The following is a 19,548-nucleotide window of genomic DNA, read 5'->3' as shown; positions in this document are numbered from 1 at the left end:
ATTTTCCAACCATTATGAATAATAATGTTTTGATGAATCTCTTCGCATATAGTATAATACAATTAACAACCACAAAAATTTAACACCACTCACATACAAGGAGAATTACCATGACCAAGGAGAAATCCCCTGCCCGCCAGGGACCAAGATACATTTTCTATTTTCTGATGCTCGCCATTCTTGGATGGTTCATTTTCATGCAGTTTTTCGGTGCTGATGAAAGAACTGTCAGTGGAAACTCTCCGTCCCTCCTCTATCCCGGAACCTTTACCTGGGAAAAGTCTGACGGCACCACTGAAGAAATCACAGTTCCCGGTTCCTATGATGTTCCCGCAGGCGAAACCATGGTCATCACATCTACCCTTCCGGCAGATTTTGATGCCTCATCTATAGCGATTCGTTCCTCCTTGCAGGACATAAACATCTACATAGACGGCACCTTAAGAGAGCAGTACAGCACCAGTAAAACCCGTCTGATTGGGAAAAATTCCGCCAGCCGTTTCATTTTCTGCTCCACCTCCCATGAAGATGCCGGAAAGGAGCTCCGCATTGAACTGACCACCTACACCTCCAACTATTCCGGTGTTGTGAACCAGATTTTCTGCGGAGATAAAGCTGACATCTGGCAGCTGATCTTTAACCATTACGGACAGGCCACTTACATCGCATTTTTTACCCTGTTTTCAGGACTGACTACCATCCTTTTCAGCCTTACCCTTGGTTTTGTGTACCACACAAGCTTTGACATGGAATATCTTGGCTGGTGTATGATAATGGGAGCAACCTGGATGCTGGGTGAGTCCAAGATCCGCCAGCTGCTGATCCCAAACTCATCTGCCCTGGCTTCCTTATGCTTCGTTATGATTCTTCTTGGACCGATTCCCCTTCTGCTTTATGCAGACAATATACAGAATGGGCTTCACCGCAGACTTTATCATATTGTAATCGGAATCTCCCTGCTGGATTTTACAGTCTGCTCTATTCTGGCCATAGCAAATATTGCAGACTACATTGAAACCCTCCCCCTGGGGCAGATCATACTGATCGGTACATTCCTGATGGTGTTTATCCATCTCTGCCTCTACATCCGCCACAGAAAAAAAGCCTCAGACCATCTTCTGCTCCTGGCTCATTTGCTCGTTTTGCTTTGCGTTGCTGCTGAATGTGTCTCTGTATATTTTGTCACATCCCTGTCCGGTCTTTTTATCGGCATTGGAATGCTCATTCTGCTGTTTGTCAACATTGTCCGGACTCTCCGAAGCATTCAGCATATAGAGAATGCGCGCCAGCAGCTGGAGCTGGAACACAAACAGAAGCAGACAGAGAACCTTTCCCTGCAAATGATGCAGACTTTGTCCACCACCATCGAGGCTAAAGACGAATACACCCGCGGACATTCCTACCGGGTGGCAGAATATGCCGCACTTATTGCCGCCGAGCTTGGATAGTCTTCAGAGGAAATCCAGCAGTTAAAGCATGCCGCTTACCTTCATGATATTGGAAAAATTGGTATTCCGGATCTGATCTTAAACAAGCCCTCCAGACTTACAGATGACGAGTATAATCTGATAAAAAAACATACCGTCATCGGTGCAGAAATACTGAAGGATATTACCTTTGTCCCTCATATTGTTGAAGTGGCCAGAAATCATCACGAACGGTATGATGGAAATGGATATCCAGACGGGCTTTCCGGTGTCGAAATTCCCATTCATGCACGCATCACCGCAATGGCAGACAGCTATGATGCCATGAATTCCCGCAGAATTTACCGAAATGCACTTCCTCCGGAAATGATCCGGGAGGAAATCAGTAAGAACCGCGGAAAGCAGTTTGACCCGGAAATTACAGATGTATTTTTGAAATTGATAGACGAAAACCGCCTAATTCTGGATAACCAGCTTTCACCAGAAACAGAGACTGCAGCACAGCCTGAAATTGACAATACCATCAGCAAATTTATTTCTGATGTGGTTACCACCATAAAGAACCAGGAAGAAACCAAGCATTATGATCTGCTCACCGGGCTTCCTATGCGAGCCCTTGGAGAACAACTGATCGCCGAATTTATGAAAGAGCACAGCGGCTGCCTTGTTTTTCTGGATATGGATAATCTGAAAAAAATCAATGATATTCATGGGCATAAAGCAGGCGACCGGGCTCTGAAAAATCTCGGCAATCTGCTTTCCCGTTATACAATTGACGGACTCGCCTGTCGTCTGGGTGGAGATGAATTTCTTCTTTTTCTTCCGGATGTAACTGCAGAATCTGTTTCAGACACCATGACGCAACTGTTTAAACAGTTCCACGCCATTGCACAGGCAGATACAGAAATCCGCTATGCTTCCCTTTCTGCCGGTCTTTGCCTGTGTACCATTGGTGACACCTTCGCAGACTGCTACGCCAAGGCAGATAAGGCTCTGTATTTTGTGAAGCAGAATGGGAAAAACCAGTTTTCCTTCTATCAGCAGATTAACTACCAGGCTCCTGGCTCTGCAAGCATTGCAAGAGATCTTCGCCAGATTGCAGATTCCCTCCGCCAAAGCGGAAGCTACGCAGGTGCCCTGGATCTTAACTACCGGGATTTTTCCAGGCAGTATGAATACATGAACCAGCTGATCATACGAAGCAGCTGCCGCTGCTACCTGGTAATGGTTACCATGGAAACTGCCGCTGACACTCTTCCTCACATTGAGGAAATTGAGCAGGCACTTTCCCAGATGGAACAATCCATCCGCCAGACTATCCGCCGTGTTGATGTCTGCACCCGTTATAGTGCCATGCAGTACCTGATCATTCTGTTTGAGCCAATCGAAACCCAGATTCCAAACATCATGGATCGTATTTTCATACAATACTACAAACACTCCAAAAACCACAGCTTCCAACCAGGCTACGAGTATCTGACTATGACAGAGATGAAGGAAAATGATGACAAATAGAAACGATTGATGTTGTAAAGAACAGTGGAGAGTGTAACTCACGGTTAGGGTTACACTCTCCACTGTCTTTTTCTTATCTAACTATGCCATGCTCAAAACGCAAATTCACGTTACAATTCCCAAGATGCAAATTTTGCGCTGACAAAATCAACTCATTTTTCTTGATTTTTAAATATCCAATATTTGACGAACCTCTAAAATAACTAAACAGTTCCGAGTTAAGATGCATACCATCAATGGCACAAGAAAACAATGTATCTTCATCTTCAACCGTTGTCTTATTTCTCGTCTCTTACAGCCAACTACCAAACTTACGCTGTTCCCAAGCGTCTGTATATCCATTGAATCTAATTTCCGGTTTTCTCATACCTGTCACCCCTCCATTTTCCCAATGAGATCCTTCAGGGATGCCATAATACTCGCATCCGATGATGTCAGTTCCTTAAGAAGTCCTAAAAATTCTCCCTGCACCTGCTCTAACTCCTCATCTGTTTTCGTCATATCTGCAAGCAATCCATTTATATCAATCTCTTCCATCTCTATGCTTTTTCAATACGATAATACAGGTAGGTATCGATGTATCAAAAAAAGGTTTGCAGGGAATCCAATAACTGCATAAATATTTCCGGAGGGCTATACTTTAATAGGACGATAAAATTAACTGTCCTAAATTGAAAATACATAAGGAAGGAGGTTATACCCAAACCTTAGAGGTATACAGCTGCGCCGACTGCAGTGGATGCGAACATAAAGCCCGCTGTCTGTATAAATATAATGCCGAAAAGGATGCTGAGAAAAACAAGGTGATGAAGATCAATGAACAGTGGAAAGAACTGCGTGAAAAATCCCATGCAAACATCCAAAGTGAGCGCGGGATCCTGAAACGGCAGACACGTTCAATCCAGACGGAAGGACATTTCGGTGATATCAAAGAAAACGAAAACTTCCGCCGTTTTAATTACCGTTCTGCAGATAAAGTGTACAAAGAATTCATGTTGTATGCAATCGGAAGGAATATAAATAAATACTGTCGTTTTCTCAATGAAAAACTAAAGAAATTTGAGGGAAAAACAACAGAAAAAACAGCCTGATCAAAAGTGCGGCTGTAAAAATCCAGATAAGGGATTTTTGCGGCCAAAAATAAATTTCATCTTTCATAGAAAAAAGGATCCCTCGCAAGGTAGAAGGCTAACAAGCCTTGTTCCTGCTGGGATCCTTTCAATTACTACTGGGGATGCCGAAATTTGCTATTAACCGACAGCCCCAACCGAATTCGGGTGAAATATACCGCAAAGTGGGGCGTGCAGATTGCGGGAATGATTTTTCAAACAGGCTCTAGCATCTTAAGTTCCTTTGGAAAATCAATTTCCTTTTTCAGTATATTATTCTCCCACTTCAAGCCTACAGAAATAGATCCATAAGGAGTCGGAATCTTTCCAGTTGCTTCCTCTAATGATTCTGGGAGACATGGCTTAAAAGAAAAAGTCTTAAAACCAGGTTCCACAGGCTCAACTCCAAGAATTCGTGCCGGCATTTGATAAGTAGGTGTACCTCCCCACGCATGAGAATAGTCACAATCAAAGCCATTCCATACTTCTTTTAATCCAGATGGATTTTCCAACATCAATGTATTCCATCTCTCTAATTGTGTGATTCCATATTTGTTAAATAAATTTGTTTTCGCCAGTGCATTAAAAATAAAATGCATAAAATAAGGCTGTGCCTGTGACAGGCTTTTATCTTCCATTACCTTTTCCATTACAGCCATTTGTTTTTCTTTGGGCGCAATATTAAATAAAACAGCTAATGTATTCATATGCTGACTATAAAATTCCTCATCAACATCATTTGGAAGCCATTTTGTTGCTTTCTTTTCTTTTGCATCGAACAACCCGTCCACATATAACTGCTTTTCATCTTTCCACAACAATTTGTTGATTGCCACCTTTATTTCGTTCTTTTTATTCTGATAATAGCAGTTTTTTTCCTCATATCCGGCAACTAATTCCAAAAGATTTTTACTACATTCAAGTGCTCCCACAAGCAAAACCGACATATATCCCTGTCCCATACATTTGGGCGGATGGTGACGGTTGAATTCTTTCTCCTTAACCCAGTCCATAAACATGTAATTTGGAGCTCGTTCTACCAAACCATTTTCTCCCACATATTCAAGAAACAGATCCAAAATCCCTTCTGTCGTTTCTGCCATAATTTCCCTTAAATTTTTATCACCTGTATATAGAACATACTCCCACATCATTTGAATAAAAAGAAGGCAATAACTCGGATGGAACATTTTATAGTTTCTGTCTTTCAAATACATTGCAATTTTCAGAATATCAAATCTTGTAAGAAAAGGATCAGCAAACGTATAATAATTCATAAGACTTTCAATCATATAATCCCCCATACAACCAAGCGGCTCCTGATGAATAGGTGAATCCATATGATAGGTCTGCCTGCAGATCTGGTTCGTCCTACATCCTAAGAGATATATCTTTTCCAGATTTTTGTTACTGCAATGAAATTCCCCTGGCATTTCCGATGGATAAACGCTAACCAATATTTGCGGCTCTTTCAGTATGATATCTTCTTCAAAATTACTGATCACTATCTGAATATAATGAATGCTATGTCGTCTTAAAGATTCTATTTCATTTTTTCCTTGTCCAAGAATATATGTTTCTGTCGTACCAGTTCTTTCAATTTTTCCTGGAAATTCTTCCATGTGAAGCACAATTTTTGCATCTTCATTTCCCACAATAGTCATTCCGGGAACAGCACAAAAAATTGCTCCAAAGTCTAGCCAGAATGATATAGGTGACCCCTTCTTTATAATAATTTCAGAAAAGTCCTTTTTCCAAATAATTCTTTCTTTTGCAAATGGATTTATTAAATCCAGCGGTTTCTTTTTTACATATCTCAAATTTGGGATTGGAGTTTCATAAAGTTTTGGAAAACAAGCTATATCCTGCACTTTTTCTGCATTATACCACCCATTTTCTATGTAAGAATATTCATCTGTCTCCAGTTGTCTAAGCCCATTCCATATATTACTCTCAATATAACACTCTTCCCTAATACATTTCCATGTATCATCGGTTCCAAAATTCAATACCGTTCCATCTTCTGCATTTAGAAGTAAATCGCATCTGAGTCCCCCTTTTGTGCAGCAAACTTCTGATAATACAACTGGTCCCAGACACACCCTAACAGAGATAACGTTTTCCCCTTGGATCAAATAATCGGCAATATTATATTTTTCAAAGAACTTATATTTCAGAGATTCACAATTACCATAATCACCGCCTGGCTGTGCGTTTCCAAATCCAATTACTCTGCCATTTATATAGGCTTTATATCCACCTTCACTTGCAATAAATAAACTAGCATTATCTATTTTTTTCTCAATATTCCATTTTTTCTGAAAGATAAAAACACCAAAATTCTTTTTTTCCTTGCAAAAAAGGGTTGGAACACACTCCTGAAATTCCGGATATTTATCCTTTGGAGCCCAAATCCACTCTCCCTTCCACTTTCTTTCTTCATTTCCCGCTGGCAATGAATACTCAACATTATCCCAGAAAAACATTTCATTTTTCTCAATTACCCCTTTTGACTCCATGGTATTGTTACTGATAATTTCCATAAAAGTCCGGTCACCTCCTTATTGCACTGATAGCAGGCAAAGAATGTTCTTTGCCTGCTATATGAAATAATTTACAATTCTTCTTATTCTTCACTATACTCATCCAGAAGAGCCTGACACTCTGTATTCAGTTCGTTCAGTCCTTCTTCCACGCTGTCGTAACGTCCGGTAATTATATCCACCAGATACTGAGACATAGTTGTCTGTATTTCAGTAACACCTCCATAACTTGGTTTTGGCTTCACACCTGTCATTAATGTACCTTCATCATACATTTTCACAAGATCTGGCTGCACAGCCTGTGTTTCTGCCCGAAGCGCATCATCTTCATAAGATGCTTTATCTGCAGGAGTTCTTGCACCTACCTCAGTTACCCATTTATGCCAATAGTCTTCATCAATAAGATACTGAAGAAATTCTCCACATGCATCAATATTCTCAGAAATAGAAGAAACACTGATTTCCTGATTTGAACTGATCATTCTGTAGAACGCCTTATCCTCATCAATAGCAGTCCCCTCATCCGGTCTTGGCATATCAGCCATAATATAATCAAGATCATCACTTACTTCCATATCAGTGATAATTCCATTTATGTAGGTGTAACCGATATTAGTTGCACTGATTCCTCCAAAAAATTCTTCGTGACGATCCATATAAGTTTCTGTCTCTGCGCCGTCTGAAAAGGTACCTGCATCATACATGGACTTCAAAAACTCCACAGTAGTGATTGCATGCTCATCATTCATAGTCATTACAGTAGCATCATCGTTCATAGGTGCACCGCCAAGCTGCCAGTTCCAATAATTAAATTCATTATTCATATCTGGATAATTATCCATACTCATTGGAATTGAATAGCCAATATATCCAGCCTCTTTGAACTTAACAGCTGCATCCTTAAACTCACTCCAGGTCTTCGGTACAGTTTCTTCTGTCAATCCGATTGCCTTTAATGCTTCCACGTTATACATCATATATGGAGACAAATCCACCCAGGAAGGAATCGTCCATAATTTTCCATCCTTTGACCCCACATCTACTACTTCTGGAATTAAAAGTTCCTTTACCTGATTAGCAATCTCCGGAAGAACATCCTCAACCGGTGAAATAATTCCCATCTTTACGCCATAATCTTCAATACAGGGACCAAATACATACATATCCGGAGCTGTATCCGCACCGCCCTGATGTGCGGTTACAATTTTTTCCTGTCTGCTGCTCCACTCCTGAGCAGTTACAGTTACATGGATCTTATCCTGTGAATTATTAAAATTCTCTGCCATTTCCTGGAATACAACAGGCTCTGCTGACAAGCCTCCAAATACCCACATGTCCAGTTCGATCTTGTCGTTTTCCTGTGCCAAGACTGTTGTCGTACCTACTGTTGACATTACCATTGTTCCCACCAGAACAGCTGCCATTAACTTGTGTTTCATTTTGCTTCCTCCTTTAGAAAATTATTTTTATTTTTTTTAATTGCTTTGAAAAACTCCCACTATGTTTTCAAAGAAAATCATTTTCACCCTTTAACTGCTCCTGCAGTCAGTCCTTCTATCAGATTTTTTCCCAGCAGCATAAAAATAAGCAATGTTGGGATTGTCACAATAATAGATGCTGCTCCCATCTGATTCCAGTAGGTACCAAACTCAGTTATAAATCTGGAAAGTCCTAGTGAAATTGTATATTTTTCTTCTGTTGTCAACAGAATCAAACTGTAAAGATATTCATTCCAGGCACACATAAATGCATATACTCCAACTGCCGCAATACCTGGTTTTGAAATAGGCAAAATTACATTTATAAATATTTTCAAGGCTCCGCATCCATCAATTCTGGCTGCCTCTTCTAATTCTTTTGGGACTCCTTTAAAATATCCATACATCATCCAAATGGAAAATGCCAGGCTGATGGTGCTGTACAGCAGCATTAATCCCACATGTGTATCATATAAACCGTAAGATTTATAAGTAGAAAAAAGTGGAATAATTACAGATGTACTTGGAAACATCTGTGCCACCAAAACAAACATCAACCAGAATTTTTTCAGTGGAAAACGGAATTTTGCAAATCCATATGCAGCCAGACTGGCAACAATCATTCCAGTTACTGTTGCAACTGCTGAAATTTTCACCGAATTCCAGATATATCTTGGAAATGGCTTTTGAACCCATACTTCATAGTAAGAAGAAAGATCTAGCTTTTCCGGAAGAATCGTAACTGGAATCTTTAACAACTCTGTCATACTTTTTCCAGATGTTATCCCCATCCACACTAACGGAAACAGTGCAACAAACAGAATTACAACAAGGCACAGAACTTTTAATATACTTAATATATATTTTTTCATTGTCTACGCCTCCTCTTCTTTTGTTGCTTTTGTCATTTTCAGGTAAATCAATGCAAAAACCATAATGATAATAAACTGGATAACCGAATATCCGGATGCCAGGCCAAACCTGAATTTCTGGAACGCAGTCTTATAAATCACCATAGGTAGCGTAGTGCTTGATACTCCCGGACCGCCGGCTGTCAGAATATTAATAATTCCAAAACCATTCATTGTCCATATCATAGCCATTAAAGAACAGATAGATAATACATATTTCAACCCTGGCAATGTTACATAACAAAACTGTTTTATTTTTCCACATCCATCAATAGAAGCAGCTTCATAAAGTCCTCTGTCAATTCCCTGCAGTCCTGCTGAAAGCATAATTGTCACATACGGATAAGTCCTCCATATGTATACCATGCAAACCGAGATAAGAGACAGTGATGAGGAAAAGAACTGGATGTGTTCCGGCAATACATGCCAGTAATCCACCAGCACAGAATTAATCAGTCCTTTTTCCCCATTAAGCAGCCATCTCCATAAGGAGCCAACTACTACTTCTGGTAATACCCAGGGCATAAACACTAATGCCCTCACAATATTTTTGCATCGTTTTACACTGTTCAGTAAAAGTGCGATCAATATTGAAACTATCACGGTGATGACAGTAACTGTCAAAGCAAAGAACACCTCATTTTTCAAGATCACAGGGAAATCCCTATTTTTTAATATTTTCTGAAAATTCTCCAGACCAATAAAATTATAATCCCAGCTTTTCAGAATATTAAAATCAGTCAAGCTATACCCAAATCCTTTCACCATCGGCAAGAATAAAAGACCAAGTAAAAGGATGAGAGCAGGCGCAATAAAAAGATACCCTCTTAGTGCTTCATGAAAAGCTAATTTTGATACTTTTTTCATCCCCGTACCTCCTACATTCCAAATTTTACAAAATGGTATAATTCCGACCAGACATTTCGATCATCTGCCAAAAATACAGTTGGTGTATCTGTGAAGCTAGCAGGCCAGACAGCGTACAACTCACCGTCAATATGGTGATGTGGACCCAAAAGATTGCGATTTGATGCAAATAATTCCCACATAAATTCGTTTATACCATCTTTTAAGTAATCTGTAACATCACATTCAAATGGTGCCCACATAAATTGTTTTACCAATTTTCCATTGATATACAATATGGCAGTCATTGCATTCGGACGATTAAATTTGTATATATATCTTTTTCCTGCGATTTTTTCTATCTTTACTCCCTTGGAATCATCCCACGGACAAATAAAAATATTCTGTTTTATGCGCAATCGGCCTGCAAAAAAGCAAAAGCCCTGAGAAGTAAAATCCTCTCCATACAAGGTATCCGGTAATTGTCGGATCACAAACTGTGAATCACAACTCAAACCTTTTCTCCAAGCGTATGTAAATCCATTCCTGTTATATACCCCAAATTTACCTATAAGGTATACACTTTCAATTTCCGTATTATAGGTAAGCTTATTTATCTCTGTTTCCAACACATTTTCACCAAACAGAACATCATAAACCTTTTTAGACTGATAAAAATCTATATTCAAAATAATTTCATTAGATCCTCTTCTGATATATGGCAATATCCGATATTTCCGAAAGCCCTTATCCTTCCACCATCCGCATTCCTCCAGTTCTAATTTTACTCCATTTATCTCAACATGAAGTTCTTTACCAGTCTCTGCAACCAGAAACATCTCTTCTAGCAACTGAGGTTCTGTTTCTACAACAAATTTATATTTCAAAGAAACATTTACAGGCCTTTTCTGTTTTAAAAGTATTTCCATAATCTGTATGGTATTCACTTCATCCTTCCATTGTCCATCTCCAATGCGATAACTGCATCGATCCAGAGTGTAAGAATTCCAGTCTGCCCAATCAAGCTTCCAACTACCGCCCTGTTCCAGGACAATAGTTTCTTTTTCTCTATATATTTCTTTGTTATCTTCTAAATCTTCGTCTTTTTTATTTTTCCGTTCTTTTATAAAAAATACTTTTCCCTCCATTTCATTCATTTTAATCTGCAATTTTGTAACTTTATCTCCATAAATGCAGCAACATTTTTGCTTTGCATCCTCTTCCACTATGTATTCTATAATTTCATTCTCGCCTGGACATTGAAGTAAAACAGAGTAATTTCCGTTTTTATTCAGATTAACCAGATATAAAATTTTCATTTCTCCACATTTTCTCAACTGATAATGTATGTTTACAACTTCATTTCCATTTTCCGTTACTGATATAGGAAACTCGAGAATCTTCCATAACTTTTCTTTCAAACTTATAACATCTATTTTTTCAATCTTCTGGTACAGTTCATCCAGCAGACTATTTTTTCCACCTTGCATATACTTTGGAAAACTTCCCACAGAAAAAACATGGCCTCCATTTTCTACAAACTGAAGCAACAGCTTTACGGTACTATCCTCTATACATAGCATATCCGGAAGTATGACAGTTCTATATTCACACTGTCCCACAATAAACTTTCCATTTCCAATTTTTCCATATTTTTTGATTATGTCTTCATCACCATAATGATGTTCAATATGATAATCTGACAGTGTCTGTGATAAACTTTCAAATTTATTTCCAAATTCAACAACAGGGCCTTCTTCTTTGCCATCATACAACATCCAGGCGCTGTGCATCGGATGTAAAAGCAAAACTTCTGCAGCTGAAAAACCTTCTGTCAGCAAAACTCCCAACCGTGCTATATAGTCACAAAATATTTTATATTCCTTCCACCATGACTGCTGATAAAACAAAGATGGCGGGAAATCACGTTTTCGACAGCCCCGTATACTATAAGACTGCAAATGCTGACACATTCTGTTTACTCCGTTTACGTACTGCCATTGTGTAATCCACTTTAGTTCTTCCGGACTGCAATCCCATCCTGTCATTGCAAAACTTTCTGTAATTACGTGTTTTTTTCCAAGCTGTGCCGCGACACTTCCCACCTGCTTCGGGGTTAGAGGTGAAGATATCCGTCTTCTTAGCCAGTCGATTCCTGGCATATCCATATACTCATATGAAGGCATCACTCCGGCTGTTGCCTGCATCTGAAGCAGCAAGGAATCCTCCCTCATGACATGCCCGGTTAATTTGCATCCGTTTTCTTTGCACCACTGCCCTACTGTTTTCATATAACCATTGGTATATAATTCTGAAATGACCTTCCAGAAATTATAACGATGTATTCCCGCATCAGGCGTATCCTCAAATAACGAAAGCAAAGCATCTGTCAATTCATATCCATTAACCTTTTTAAAATATTCTGGCAAGATTAAAGAATATGGTATCTTTAATTTTGCAAACTGAGGTTCATCTGTAAAAAAGCCTGGCATATTTCTCCCAAACTCTTTTCCTAATTCTTTTTTATATACTTCATGGGTAAATTCTAAAAATTTCTTTACTACTTTTGAGTTTAAAACATCCACATAATATGGATTCATTTTTTCTTTTATAACATAAACCCAAGCATCCTTATTTTTAATCTTTTCAACCTTGTTTCCAAGAAAGTAAGCGGATTCATCATATATTCCAAGTATCATCTCATCTGATACGATTTCATATCCACGAACTTTCTCGCATTCCATCCAGCGCATATAATAATATTCACCAAGTGCCGGAACAGCACCTCCTGCAAAACCACTTGGCCAGCCCTCTTCATCATATAACCAAGCCTCCATGTCCAATTGTTTTGCCTCTTCTATACATGCTTTTACACATTTCATCCATTTCTCACTCATGTAGGGAGTTTTAAGCCCACCCCTAGCATGCATGAAAAAACCACCAATTCCTTTTTCTTTCATTTCATGAATCTGCCATTGCAGTTCATTAAGATCCAGTTCATCATTCCAAGACCAAAATGGAACACTTCTGTATTCACTGGACGGTGTTCTTAATTTTTCTTCGAATTTTCCCATGACATTTTCCATCCTTTCCTGAAACCACCTATGAATTAGATCCTTTTCATCATTTTCTGCGGCTTCAGAAATATTCTGAAGCCGCTTAACTTTCAAGATTACAGCTTACCAATTTCCTTAAGCACCTTAATGGTGACTGCCATTTCTTCATCTGTTGCCGGTGCCAAAGGGCTTCTGGCTGGACCAAGCTTAATGCCTGTTACTAACTCTACAGCAGGACGCATAATAGAGTTTGGAAGAATTCTTCCGTTCTGTCCTGTTGTTTTGCAGAAGCGATATAACGGAATAAATAATTCTTTCGCCTCTTCATTTTTTCCTTCAGCAAAGCATTCAAAAATTTTACGGATCTCATGTCCAAATATATGAGCTCCACCACTTACTAGTCCCATAGCTCCCTGAACAATTGTTGGAAGCAGCATAACATCATCACCATTATAAATAGCAAATTCAGGATCGATTTTTTCTGTTGCCAAAAAGAAATCAGTTACCTGTGTTGGATTAATTCCAGCTTCATCTTTAATTCCCACAATATTAGGAATTCCAGCCAGTCTGGAAACAGTTTCTGCCTCTATATTCACACCTACAAAAATCGGAATATTGTACAACAAGATATTACAAGTTGTATTTTCTGCAATAGATTTAAAATGCTGATAAATTCCCTCCTGTGTAGGTTTATTGTAAAACGGGCATACAATTAAGCAGGTCTCAATTCCCAGCTTTTCAGCCTCTTTTGTCAGTGCAATGGTCTCTTTAGTAGATGCACAGCCAGTTCCTGCAATAACCGGTTTACGTCCATCAGCTGCTTTTACTGCTGTTTCCATAAGCTTTACTCTCTCATCGAAGGTAAGGAGACTAGCTTCACCGGTAGTTCCTGTTACAATCAGGGAATCGCACAGATCCTTCTCAATCAGATAATGAATCAGCTCTGTGTAGGCTTCATAATTTACTTCTTCACCCTCACCATAAGGTGTAATTAATGGCAAAAGTATCTGTCCATATTTGCTAACGAATTTGTTCATTTTTTTCCTCCATTTTCTCTTAATTACTGAAGAAGGACAAAATTTTCTTCATGGAGAAATTGTAGCGGTGGGCTTATTAGTTCAAATGGCCTTCAATCAAATGGAGCAATCTGAAATTGAGCGCGTACGCAATGCTATGAGATATATGAATATGCCTCTCACTTTACAGGATCTTGGTTATCCTACCTCAAAAGAGAATCTGGATTTTTTCCTATCGATAGTAGCCAAGAACACAAATATTCACTCTCAGGAAGATTTGATGAAATTAAGTAAATCAATGCAACAAATTTTATAAATATAATTGACTAATTTCAGCTGGATTTTCGTTAAAATCAATTGATTTTTTTACGCGCTAAATTTACAATAAACTATATAAATAACAAAAGGAGATTCCTATGAAAGCGATACAACGAATGTCCATTACTGATTCAGTAGTTTCAGATATAAAAGAAATGATCATGTCCGGAGAATATAAAATTGGGGAAAAACTGCCCACTGAAATGAAGCTCTGTGACCAAATGAGTGTCAGCCGGACCTGCGTTCGTGAGGCAATCCGAGTTCTCCAAGCAATAGGATATGTGGAAATTCGTCCAGGAAAAGGAGCTTTCGTTGCCAACTATCAGAAAAGTACTGATAATAGTTCCCTGTGGTATGACGTTGAAGGTGTAAAATTTTATGATTTTATGGAAGTACGTATGGCTATTGAAACTCTTTCCGTACGTCTGGCAGTTGAACGTGCAACAGACAAGCAGATCCGGGAACTCCGTGAAATTCATACTTCCTTTGTAGAAGCTACAGAAAAACGCGATATGCTGAAGATGATCATGTTGGATGAACTTTTTCATACAAAAATAATTACTTTCACCAATAACCAACTGCTGATCAATATAAATAAACAATTACTGGAGCGTTTTCGAATTTACCGTGGTGACTCTTTTACCAATAAAATGGTCTACAAAAATGCGGTAGAACCTCATGAACGTATTCTCCTGTGCTTCGAAATGCGTAACCCAAGTTCTGCTGTTGAAGAAATGCGTAAGCACCTGAATATTACAACACAAGATATGGAACTTATACATAACAATTCCAAGACTGCAAAATCTTCCAACCAGAAGTAACACATAAAGACCAGCAAAACCCGTAACCATTTTCCTTACAGAAAATTAAATGCGGATTTGCTGGCCTTTGTGTATTTGACAGCAGTGTCGTAAGTACATACAAGGAGCTCGCATATGCAGCAGCTTTATCATACAGCTGTGCCATGGATGTCACTCTCTTGGCTTTTTCAGAATGGTCTTGTCACAATAACTCCTGGTCACTCAAAATCTCTGGTAATGTTTGTAAGCCATTTGCCTCGGGAATAGTGAAGCAAAAGCTACACCAATTAACTGAACAGGAAAAACTATACGGTGTTCTGAAGTGGGGCATGACAACTTCTGAAAAGACTTTTATCGGAGAAGGTAAGGTTGGCGATTATACACTTTCACAGGATTTTATTGATGCTATCAGAACGAATTCAACATGGGCGCAGTATGATGAGGATGAATTGAATACTGCCGGTTATGCCCATACGAAGGATTAGGATTTTACGCAGAAGGATTTCATAGAACCATTGTCACAGACACAGCGAACTCATGTCGAAAATGATTTCCATTATTTTTACAACGCCTCTGATTTCAAAACCAGAGACACTGTAACAGCACTTGGCATACAGGACGGACAGACACTCAGATCGGCACCGGAAATCACAGATAATCTGCTAAAAGATGCAATGGATCGGGAAACAGCCATTAAACAGGGCGGTGCACCGGGTATTGGAGCATCTGTTTTTTCAATCATTTTTTCACTTCTGCTTCTGGCTGGCGGTGCATTCCTGTTTGTAAAAAATAAATAGAATTCAATTGAAATTTTCATTTTTTGAAAGTGACATCCACTCAAAAAGCAATATTGACGCAGCATATGAAAAATCAGACAAGTCAATATGGTGGTTACTTAATATTCGCTGTACTAGTGGCAAAATAATTTTCTTGAGCCTGTTTGAAAAAGCTTTCTGCAAGATGTGCGTTACAATAAGCTTCAAAGGGACTGGAATACTCCAGCCCCTTTTTCCCAATAATAATATACAATTTTTTCGTTCCTTTACAACTATACAGGCATCTTATTACATTTCCCATGATGAAGTAAGAAAATCTATCTGAATTGCCGTATAACTGTTTTGCTTCAATTTCTGATCTTTTGATGGCTCTGTCAAGAGCCTGCTCCATAATTATTCTACCTCGGCCATCTTTCTTCCTTCGGCGGCAGTGGACAATATTCTGTAATCTCCTTGTCTTCCAGATACCAGTAGGCTACACTTGAAACATCGTCTTGACGTTCAAATAACCCATTATGGGACATTCCAATCTGCTGAACCGTCACTTTAATATTCTGCTGGAAATAAATCGGATCCGGAATATGAAATCTATACATTCCCCGCATTGGTGGACAATCATCATTATGATACGGATGAACTGTTAAATCATCATGATTAGAATAATAAGGATATCCCAGAAATGGAGTCGAATACGTTTGCTCTGTCATTTTTCCCTGGTTCTCTTTTGCAAAGCTCCAGGATCCTCCTACGTAATCTTCCATTCCAGTTCCACAGATGGTAGGATATTCCTCATCTCCATCCAAATAAAATTTTACTTCTCCTTCTCCCCACCAATATCTTTCCAGTGTCTGTAATGCCAGATAGGTTCCTACATAGATTCCCTTTCCATATACATTATCCAAAATCGTATAATCTTTCTTTTTAACAGTTACGGATTCTCTGTTCCATTTTGCGAAAAAATATAACATTGTATCTGGCAATGTATCATAAAGGCAGTAATCAATCTGATAGAAAAACGCAGGGATTACATTTTTATGTTGGCTAACCAGCTCAATTCTGGCTTTTTTCCTAAATGGCATTGAAAAATAAGAATTTAATCCTCTTGATGGTGCAACTACTATTGGATAGGAATTAATATAACATTCTTTTCCGAATCCACAACAAAAAAAATCACCCAGTGGTACTTCTACTGCCGGATTTTTGGCATCGTCCCAAAACATGCGCAAAATAAGATCCCTCAGTACGAAGCAGTCTCCATCAGTTGTTTTATTATCCACAGTAATCCAAATGTGATTAATTACTCCACATCCTGAAATATCCGCAAGCACAGTAGTACTTCCAGGCTCTATGTTTTTAAGACATGGACTTCCCTTTCTTCCCTTTCCAAGATTACTGGAAGCCATTCCTCCTTTTCCCTTTTCGCCTGTGGGATTTTCTGCATTAATTGCTCTCGATTTTCCAAATACACCATATGGTAAAATATCTTGAAATATATTCATCATTTGCTCCTGTCTGCAACATTCTCACTCTGCGCTATTTTTTACTATCCTATTTTGTTCTTTTCCCTCAAAGACTTCAAATTCATCAATCTGAACTTCCCCCTCCACAGACCTTTTCGTGCACATATGCACCTCTGAATTTAAAATTTATACTCTTCAATCATACATTCATGTAATTTTGTTTTCTTATTGTAATTCACTCCAACCAGAAGTGCATTTCCAGCATATTCTTCCAGACTTCTGCAATATTCTTTTCTCTTAATCTGGCAGATTGCTTCAGCGCAATTGATACCTCGCCCCAGTCCGATGCAGCTACACTGTTAACATACTCATTTCGCACTTCATTATTCGGAATCTTCACTACCTTATTCTCCGAATCATACGCCAGATAACCCAGATGAATCAACAATGTCAATACATCGTCCTCTGTCCGGAAGGTTGTCATATCGTTGGTAAAGCTTCCTGTATTAACCGGAATCCTTTCCCCTGCAATCATGCTCAAAACATCATCCTTCCCTTCCGGTCCGGCATTCCGCTTATTGGAAATAGATCTCTGGAAAAATTGCAAATAATAACAACAAAATTTTTCTCTTTCTGCTCAAAAGAAACCATAATGCGTCACCTCAATTTTGACCTCTACAGCCGTAACCCTTTAATATCTTTAATCCGTGATAAGATCGTATTGCAGCTACAGCTGATAATGCCTGGCAGTGTATCAATGACGTTGTGCAGGAAGTGCTCCATTTCATCACTTGATGAAGCAACAGCATGTACATGCAATTTGTCTCTTCCTGTGACACGGTAAATCTGTGTTACTGTATCATCTTTGTATAAGATATCCGTCACCTGTGACAAATGATCTGGTTTTATTTCAATTTCAAAATAACTGGATACAGCACCACTGATTTTTTGAGGATTTATTATTGTTGTATATTCTTCAATTATCCCCTTTTTCTCCATAGCCTGAATCCGGGCTTTTACTGCCACTCTGGAAATGCCGGTTTCTTCACCGATATCCGAGTAGGAGATACGTGCATTTTCTATAAGTAACTGGATAATCTTCTGATCCAGTTCATCTAAATTATCCAGGTACATAAGTGCCCTCCTGTAAAATAATATCCGTCAGCTTTATTCGATTTCCCAACCAGCTTTACGGCACAATCTCAAGCCAGTAGCCATCTGGATCTACGATGAAATAAATTCCCATTGCTTCATTTTCGAAGCAAATGCACCCCATCTCTTTGTGCTTCTTGTGCGCTGCCTCGTAATCCTCTGCCTGGAATGCCAGATGAAATTCGCATTCACCCAGATTATATGGCTGTGGATGATCCTTAAGCCAGGTAAGTTCCAGCTCAAAATCACTTACATCGTTGCTCAGATACACGATGATAAAATCATCGGTAGTCTTTCTTCTCACCTCGTGCAGATCAAGGGCCTCGTTGTAAAATTTAATAGATTGGTCCAGGTCTGACACATTATAGTTTTCGTGAATCATCTTAAATTTCATACTTCTTCTCCTTTTGTACATTCTGTGTTTTTAATGCGTGATTTATATTGCGGATATTCAGTAATGAACCGCTTAATTACACTGGCATCATTCCAGTAATGCATTGGAAAAATGACATTGCAATCTACATTTTTAAGGAAATACAGGATCCCGTCGGCATAGTGATCTCCCTGCCTCGGATCTAAGGGAACAAATGCAGCATCAAAATGCATACCCTTAATTTTCCTGATCTCTGCACGATATGCAGAAGTAAGTCTCTGGTTGTCAGCTTCCGGCTCACCATCCCAATACCAGTCATTTAAGTCACCGGCATGATAAATGGTGCCTTCCTTTGTTTTGACAATGAATGCGACACCACTATCGTTAGACAGCAAGGTATCAACTTCAGTGCCATTATCCAGATTATAAGTCTGATCATGATAAACATATGTGATCTTCAGATCCGATAAATGATTCCTTTTTCGTATATCATTCGCCAGGACTGCCTGATAAGTCATCCCCATATCTTCAAGAATCCCAAAGATTTGTGGGTTAAAATGATCCTTGTGGAAATGACTGCAAAAAACGATTACTTCTTTTTCCTTGTCAAGGTACGGCAATTCACCCTTGTAATAATCAAAAATATAGTAGCAGTCTCTGGTCTCAATTAAAAATCCACTGTGATTAATGTAAGTAATTTTCATGATACCTCCTTCATTTCCCGCGTTCTCTTTCAGCTATTTCTGAAGCAGCACGTCCAATGAAAAA

The 19,548-nt window shown here is 38.9% G+C and carries 21 protein-coding genes; 7 read left to right on the top strand and 14 right to left on the bottom strand.

The window, feature by feature from the left end:
* The first annotated feature begins 110 nt into the window (after positions 1 to 110).
* On the top strand, positions 111 to 1,448 hold the full coding sequence (locus AB5618_RS15510; protein WP_368361457.1) for a phosphohydrolase: 1,338 nt from the start codon (positions 111 to 113) through the stop codon (positions 1,446 to 1,448).
* A gap of 12 nt (positions 1,449 to 1,460) precedes the next feature.
* Complete coding sequence (locus tag AB5618_RS15505) at positions 1,461 to 2,942, top strand: diguanylate cyclase (RefSeq protein ID WP_368366905.1); 1,482 nt, start codon at positions 1,461 to 1,463, stop codon at positions 2,940 to 2,942.
* Positions 2,943 to 3,314: 372 nt separating this feature from the next.
* On the opposite strand, the gene AB5618_RS15500 is transcribed toward AB5618_RS15505, so the two are convergent.
* The gene (locus tag AB5618_RS15500; RefSeq protein ID WP_368366899.1) at positions 3,315 to 3,479 is read right to left on the bottom strand and encodes a hypothetical protein; all 165 of its coding nucleotides are present in this window, start codon (positions 3,477 to 3,479) and stop codon (positions 3,315 to 3,317) included.
* A 134-nt stretch (positions 3,480 to 3,613) separates the two neighbouring features.
* Between AB5618_RS15500 and AB5618_RS15495 the strand changes: the two genes are divergently transcribed.
* A complete protein-coding gene (locus tag AB5618_RS15495; RefSeq protein WP_368366898.1) occupies positions 3,614 to 4,033 on the top strand; it encodes a transposase in 420 nt (139 codons plus the stop codon).
* 159 nt (positions 4,034 to 4,192) lie between these two features.
* On the opposite strand, the gene AB5618_RS15490 is transcribed toward AB5618_RS15495, so the two are convergent.
* The 7 genes from AB5618_RS15490 to dapA form a co-directional block, all read right to left on the bottom strand.
* Entirely contained in the window at positions 4,193 to 4,249 is a 57-nt protein-coding gene (locus tag AB5618_RS15490) for a DUF6783 domain-containing protein (RefSeq protein WP_368366904.1), read from the bottom strand.
* Between the two features lie 17 nt (positions 4,250 to 4,266).
* On the bottom strand, positions 4,267 to 6,594 hold the full coding sequence (locus AB5618_RS15485) for an alpha-L-rhamnosidase N-terminal domain-containing protein (protein ID WP_368366897.1): 2,328 nt from the start codon (positions 6,592 to 6,594) through the stop codon (positions 4,267 to 4,269).
* 83 nt (positions 6,595 to 6,677) lie between these two features.
* Complete coding sequence (locus AB5618_RS15480; protein ID WP_368366896.1) at positions 6,678 to 8,033, bottom strand: ABC transporter substrate-binding protein; 1,356 nt, start codon at positions 8,031 to 8,033, stop codon at positions 6,678 to 6,680.
* An 83-nt stretch (positions 8,034 to 8,116) separates the two neighbouring features.
* On the bottom strand, positions 8,117 to 8,944 hold the full coding sequence (locus tag AB5618_RS15475) for a carbohydrate ABC transporter permease (RefSeq protein WP_368366895.1): 828 nt from the start codon (positions 8,942 to 8,944) through the stop codon (positions 8,117 to 8,119).
* Positions 8,945 to 8,947: 3 nt separating this feature from the next.
* Positions 8,948 to 9,850 (bottom strand): carbohydrate ABC transporter permease, encoded by a 903-nt coding sequence (locus AB5618_RS15470; protein WP_368366894.1) that lies wholly within the window; start codon positions 9,848 to 9,850, stop codon positions 8,948 to 8,950.
* 11 nt (positions 9,851 to 9,861) lie between these two features.
* Positions 9,862 to 12,903: a glycosyl hydrolase gene (locus AB5618_RS15465; RefSeq protein WP_368366893.1), complete on the bottom strand. Its 3,042-nt coding sequence runs from the start codon at positions 12,901 to 12,903 to the stop codon at positions 9,862 to 9,864.
* 98 nt (positions 12,904 to 13,001) lie between these two features.
* The gene (gene dapA / locus AB5618_RS15460) at positions 13,002 to 13,922 is read right to left on the bottom strand and encodes a 4-hydroxy-tetrahydrodipicolinate synthase (RefSeq protein WP_294666870.1); all 921 of its coding nucleotides are present in this window, start codon (positions 13,920 to 13,922) and stop codon (positions 13,002 to 13,004) included.
* A gap of 67 nt (positions 13,923 to 13,989) precedes the next feature.
* On the opposite strand from dapA, the gene AB5618_RS15455 reads away from it, so the two are divergent.
* The 4 genes from AB5618_RS15455 (at position 13,990) to AB5618_RS15440 (ending at position 15,816) form a co-directional block, all read left to right on the top strand.
* Positions 13,990 to 14,217: a hypothetical protein gene (locus AB5618_RS15455; protein WP_368366892.1), complete on the top strand. Its 228-nt coding sequence runs from the start codon at positions 13,990 to 13,992 to the stop codon at positions 14,215 to 14,217.
* Positions 14,218 to 14,317: 100 nt separating this feature from the next.
* On the top strand, positions 14,318 to 15,040 hold the full coding sequence (locus AB5618_RS15450) for a FadR/GntR family transcriptional regulator (RefSeq protein WP_368366891.1): 723 nt from the start codon (positions 14,318 to 14,320) through the stop codon (positions 15,038 to 15,040).
* 308 nt (positions 15,041 to 15,348) lie between these two features.
* A complete protein-coding gene (locus AB5618_RS15445; protein WP_368366890.1) occupies positions 15,349 to 15,504 on the top strand; it encodes a hypothetical protein in 156 nt (51 codons plus the stop codon).
* Between the two features lie 30 nt (positions 15,505 to 15,534).
* Complete coding sequence (locus AB5618_RS15440; RefSeq protein ID WP_226836798.1) at positions 15,535 to 15,816, top strand: hypothetical protein; 282 nt, start codon at positions 15,535 to 15,537, stop codon at positions 15,814 to 15,816.
* 94 nt (positions 15,817 to 15,910) lie between these two features.
* On the opposite strand, the gene AB5618_RS15435 is transcribed toward AB5618_RS15440, so the two are convergent.
* The 6 genes from AB5618_RS15435 to AB5618_RS15410 form a co-directional block, all read right to left on the bottom strand.
* On the bottom strand, positions 15,911 to 16,186 hold the full coding sequence (locus tag AB5618_RS15435; RefSeq protein WP_226836796.1) for a hypothetical protein: 276 nt from the start codon (positions 16,184 to 16,186) through the stop codon (positions 15,911 to 15,913).
* Positions 16,187 to 16,193: 7 nt separating this feature from the next.
* Positions 16,194 to 17,297 carry a glycoside hydrolase family 172 protein gene (locus AB5618_RS15430; protein ID WP_368366889.1) on the bottom strand — a complete coding sequence of 368 codons (1,104 nt, stop codon included), beginning with the start codon at positions 17,295 to 17,297 and terminating at the stop codon, positions 16,194 to 16,196.
* 193 nt (positions 17,298 to 17,490) lie between these two features.
* On the bottom strand, positions 17,491 to 17,796 hold the full coding sequence (locus tag AB5618_RS15425; RefSeq protein ID WP_368366888.1) for a hypothetical protein: 306 nt from the start codon (positions 17,794 to 17,796) through the stop codon (positions 17,491 to 17,493).
* A gap of 134 nt (positions 17,797 to 17,930) precedes the next feature.
* The gene (locus AB5618_RS15420) at positions 17,931 to 18,389 is read right to left on the bottom strand and encodes an Lrp/AsnC family transcriptional regulator (protein WP_118577858.1); all 459 of its coding nucleotides are present in this window, start codon (positions 18,387 to 18,389) and stop codon (positions 17,931 to 17,933) included.
* A 55-nt stretch (positions 18,390 to 18,444) separates the two neighbouring features.
* Positions 18,445 to 18,801 carry a VOC family protein gene (locus AB5618_RS15415; protein ID WP_118577857.1) on the bottom strand — a complete coding sequence of 119 codons (357 nt, stop codon included), beginning with the start codon at positions 18,799 to 18,801 and terminating at the stop codon, positions 18,445 to 18,447.
* A complete protein-coding gene (locus AB5618_RS15410; protein WP_368366887.1) occupies positions 18,798 to 19,484 on the bottom strand; it encodes an MBL fold metallo-hydrolase in 687 nt (228 codons plus the stop codon). Before AB5618_RS15410 ends, AB5618_RS15415 begins: the two co-directional genes overlap by 4 nt.
* Between the last annotated feature and the right edge of the window lie 64 nt (positions 19,485 to 19,548).

The sequence above is a fragment of the Ruminococcus sp. J1101004sp1_RTP21198st1_B9_RTP21198_201120 genome (genome assembly GCF_040924245.1).
Lineage (GTDB): Bacteria > Bacillota > Clostridia > Lachnospirales > Lachnospiraceae > Blautia_A > Blautia_A faecis.
Note: the sequence above shows the minus strand (reverse complement) of the source record. Positions and strands in the feature narration are given on the sequence as shown.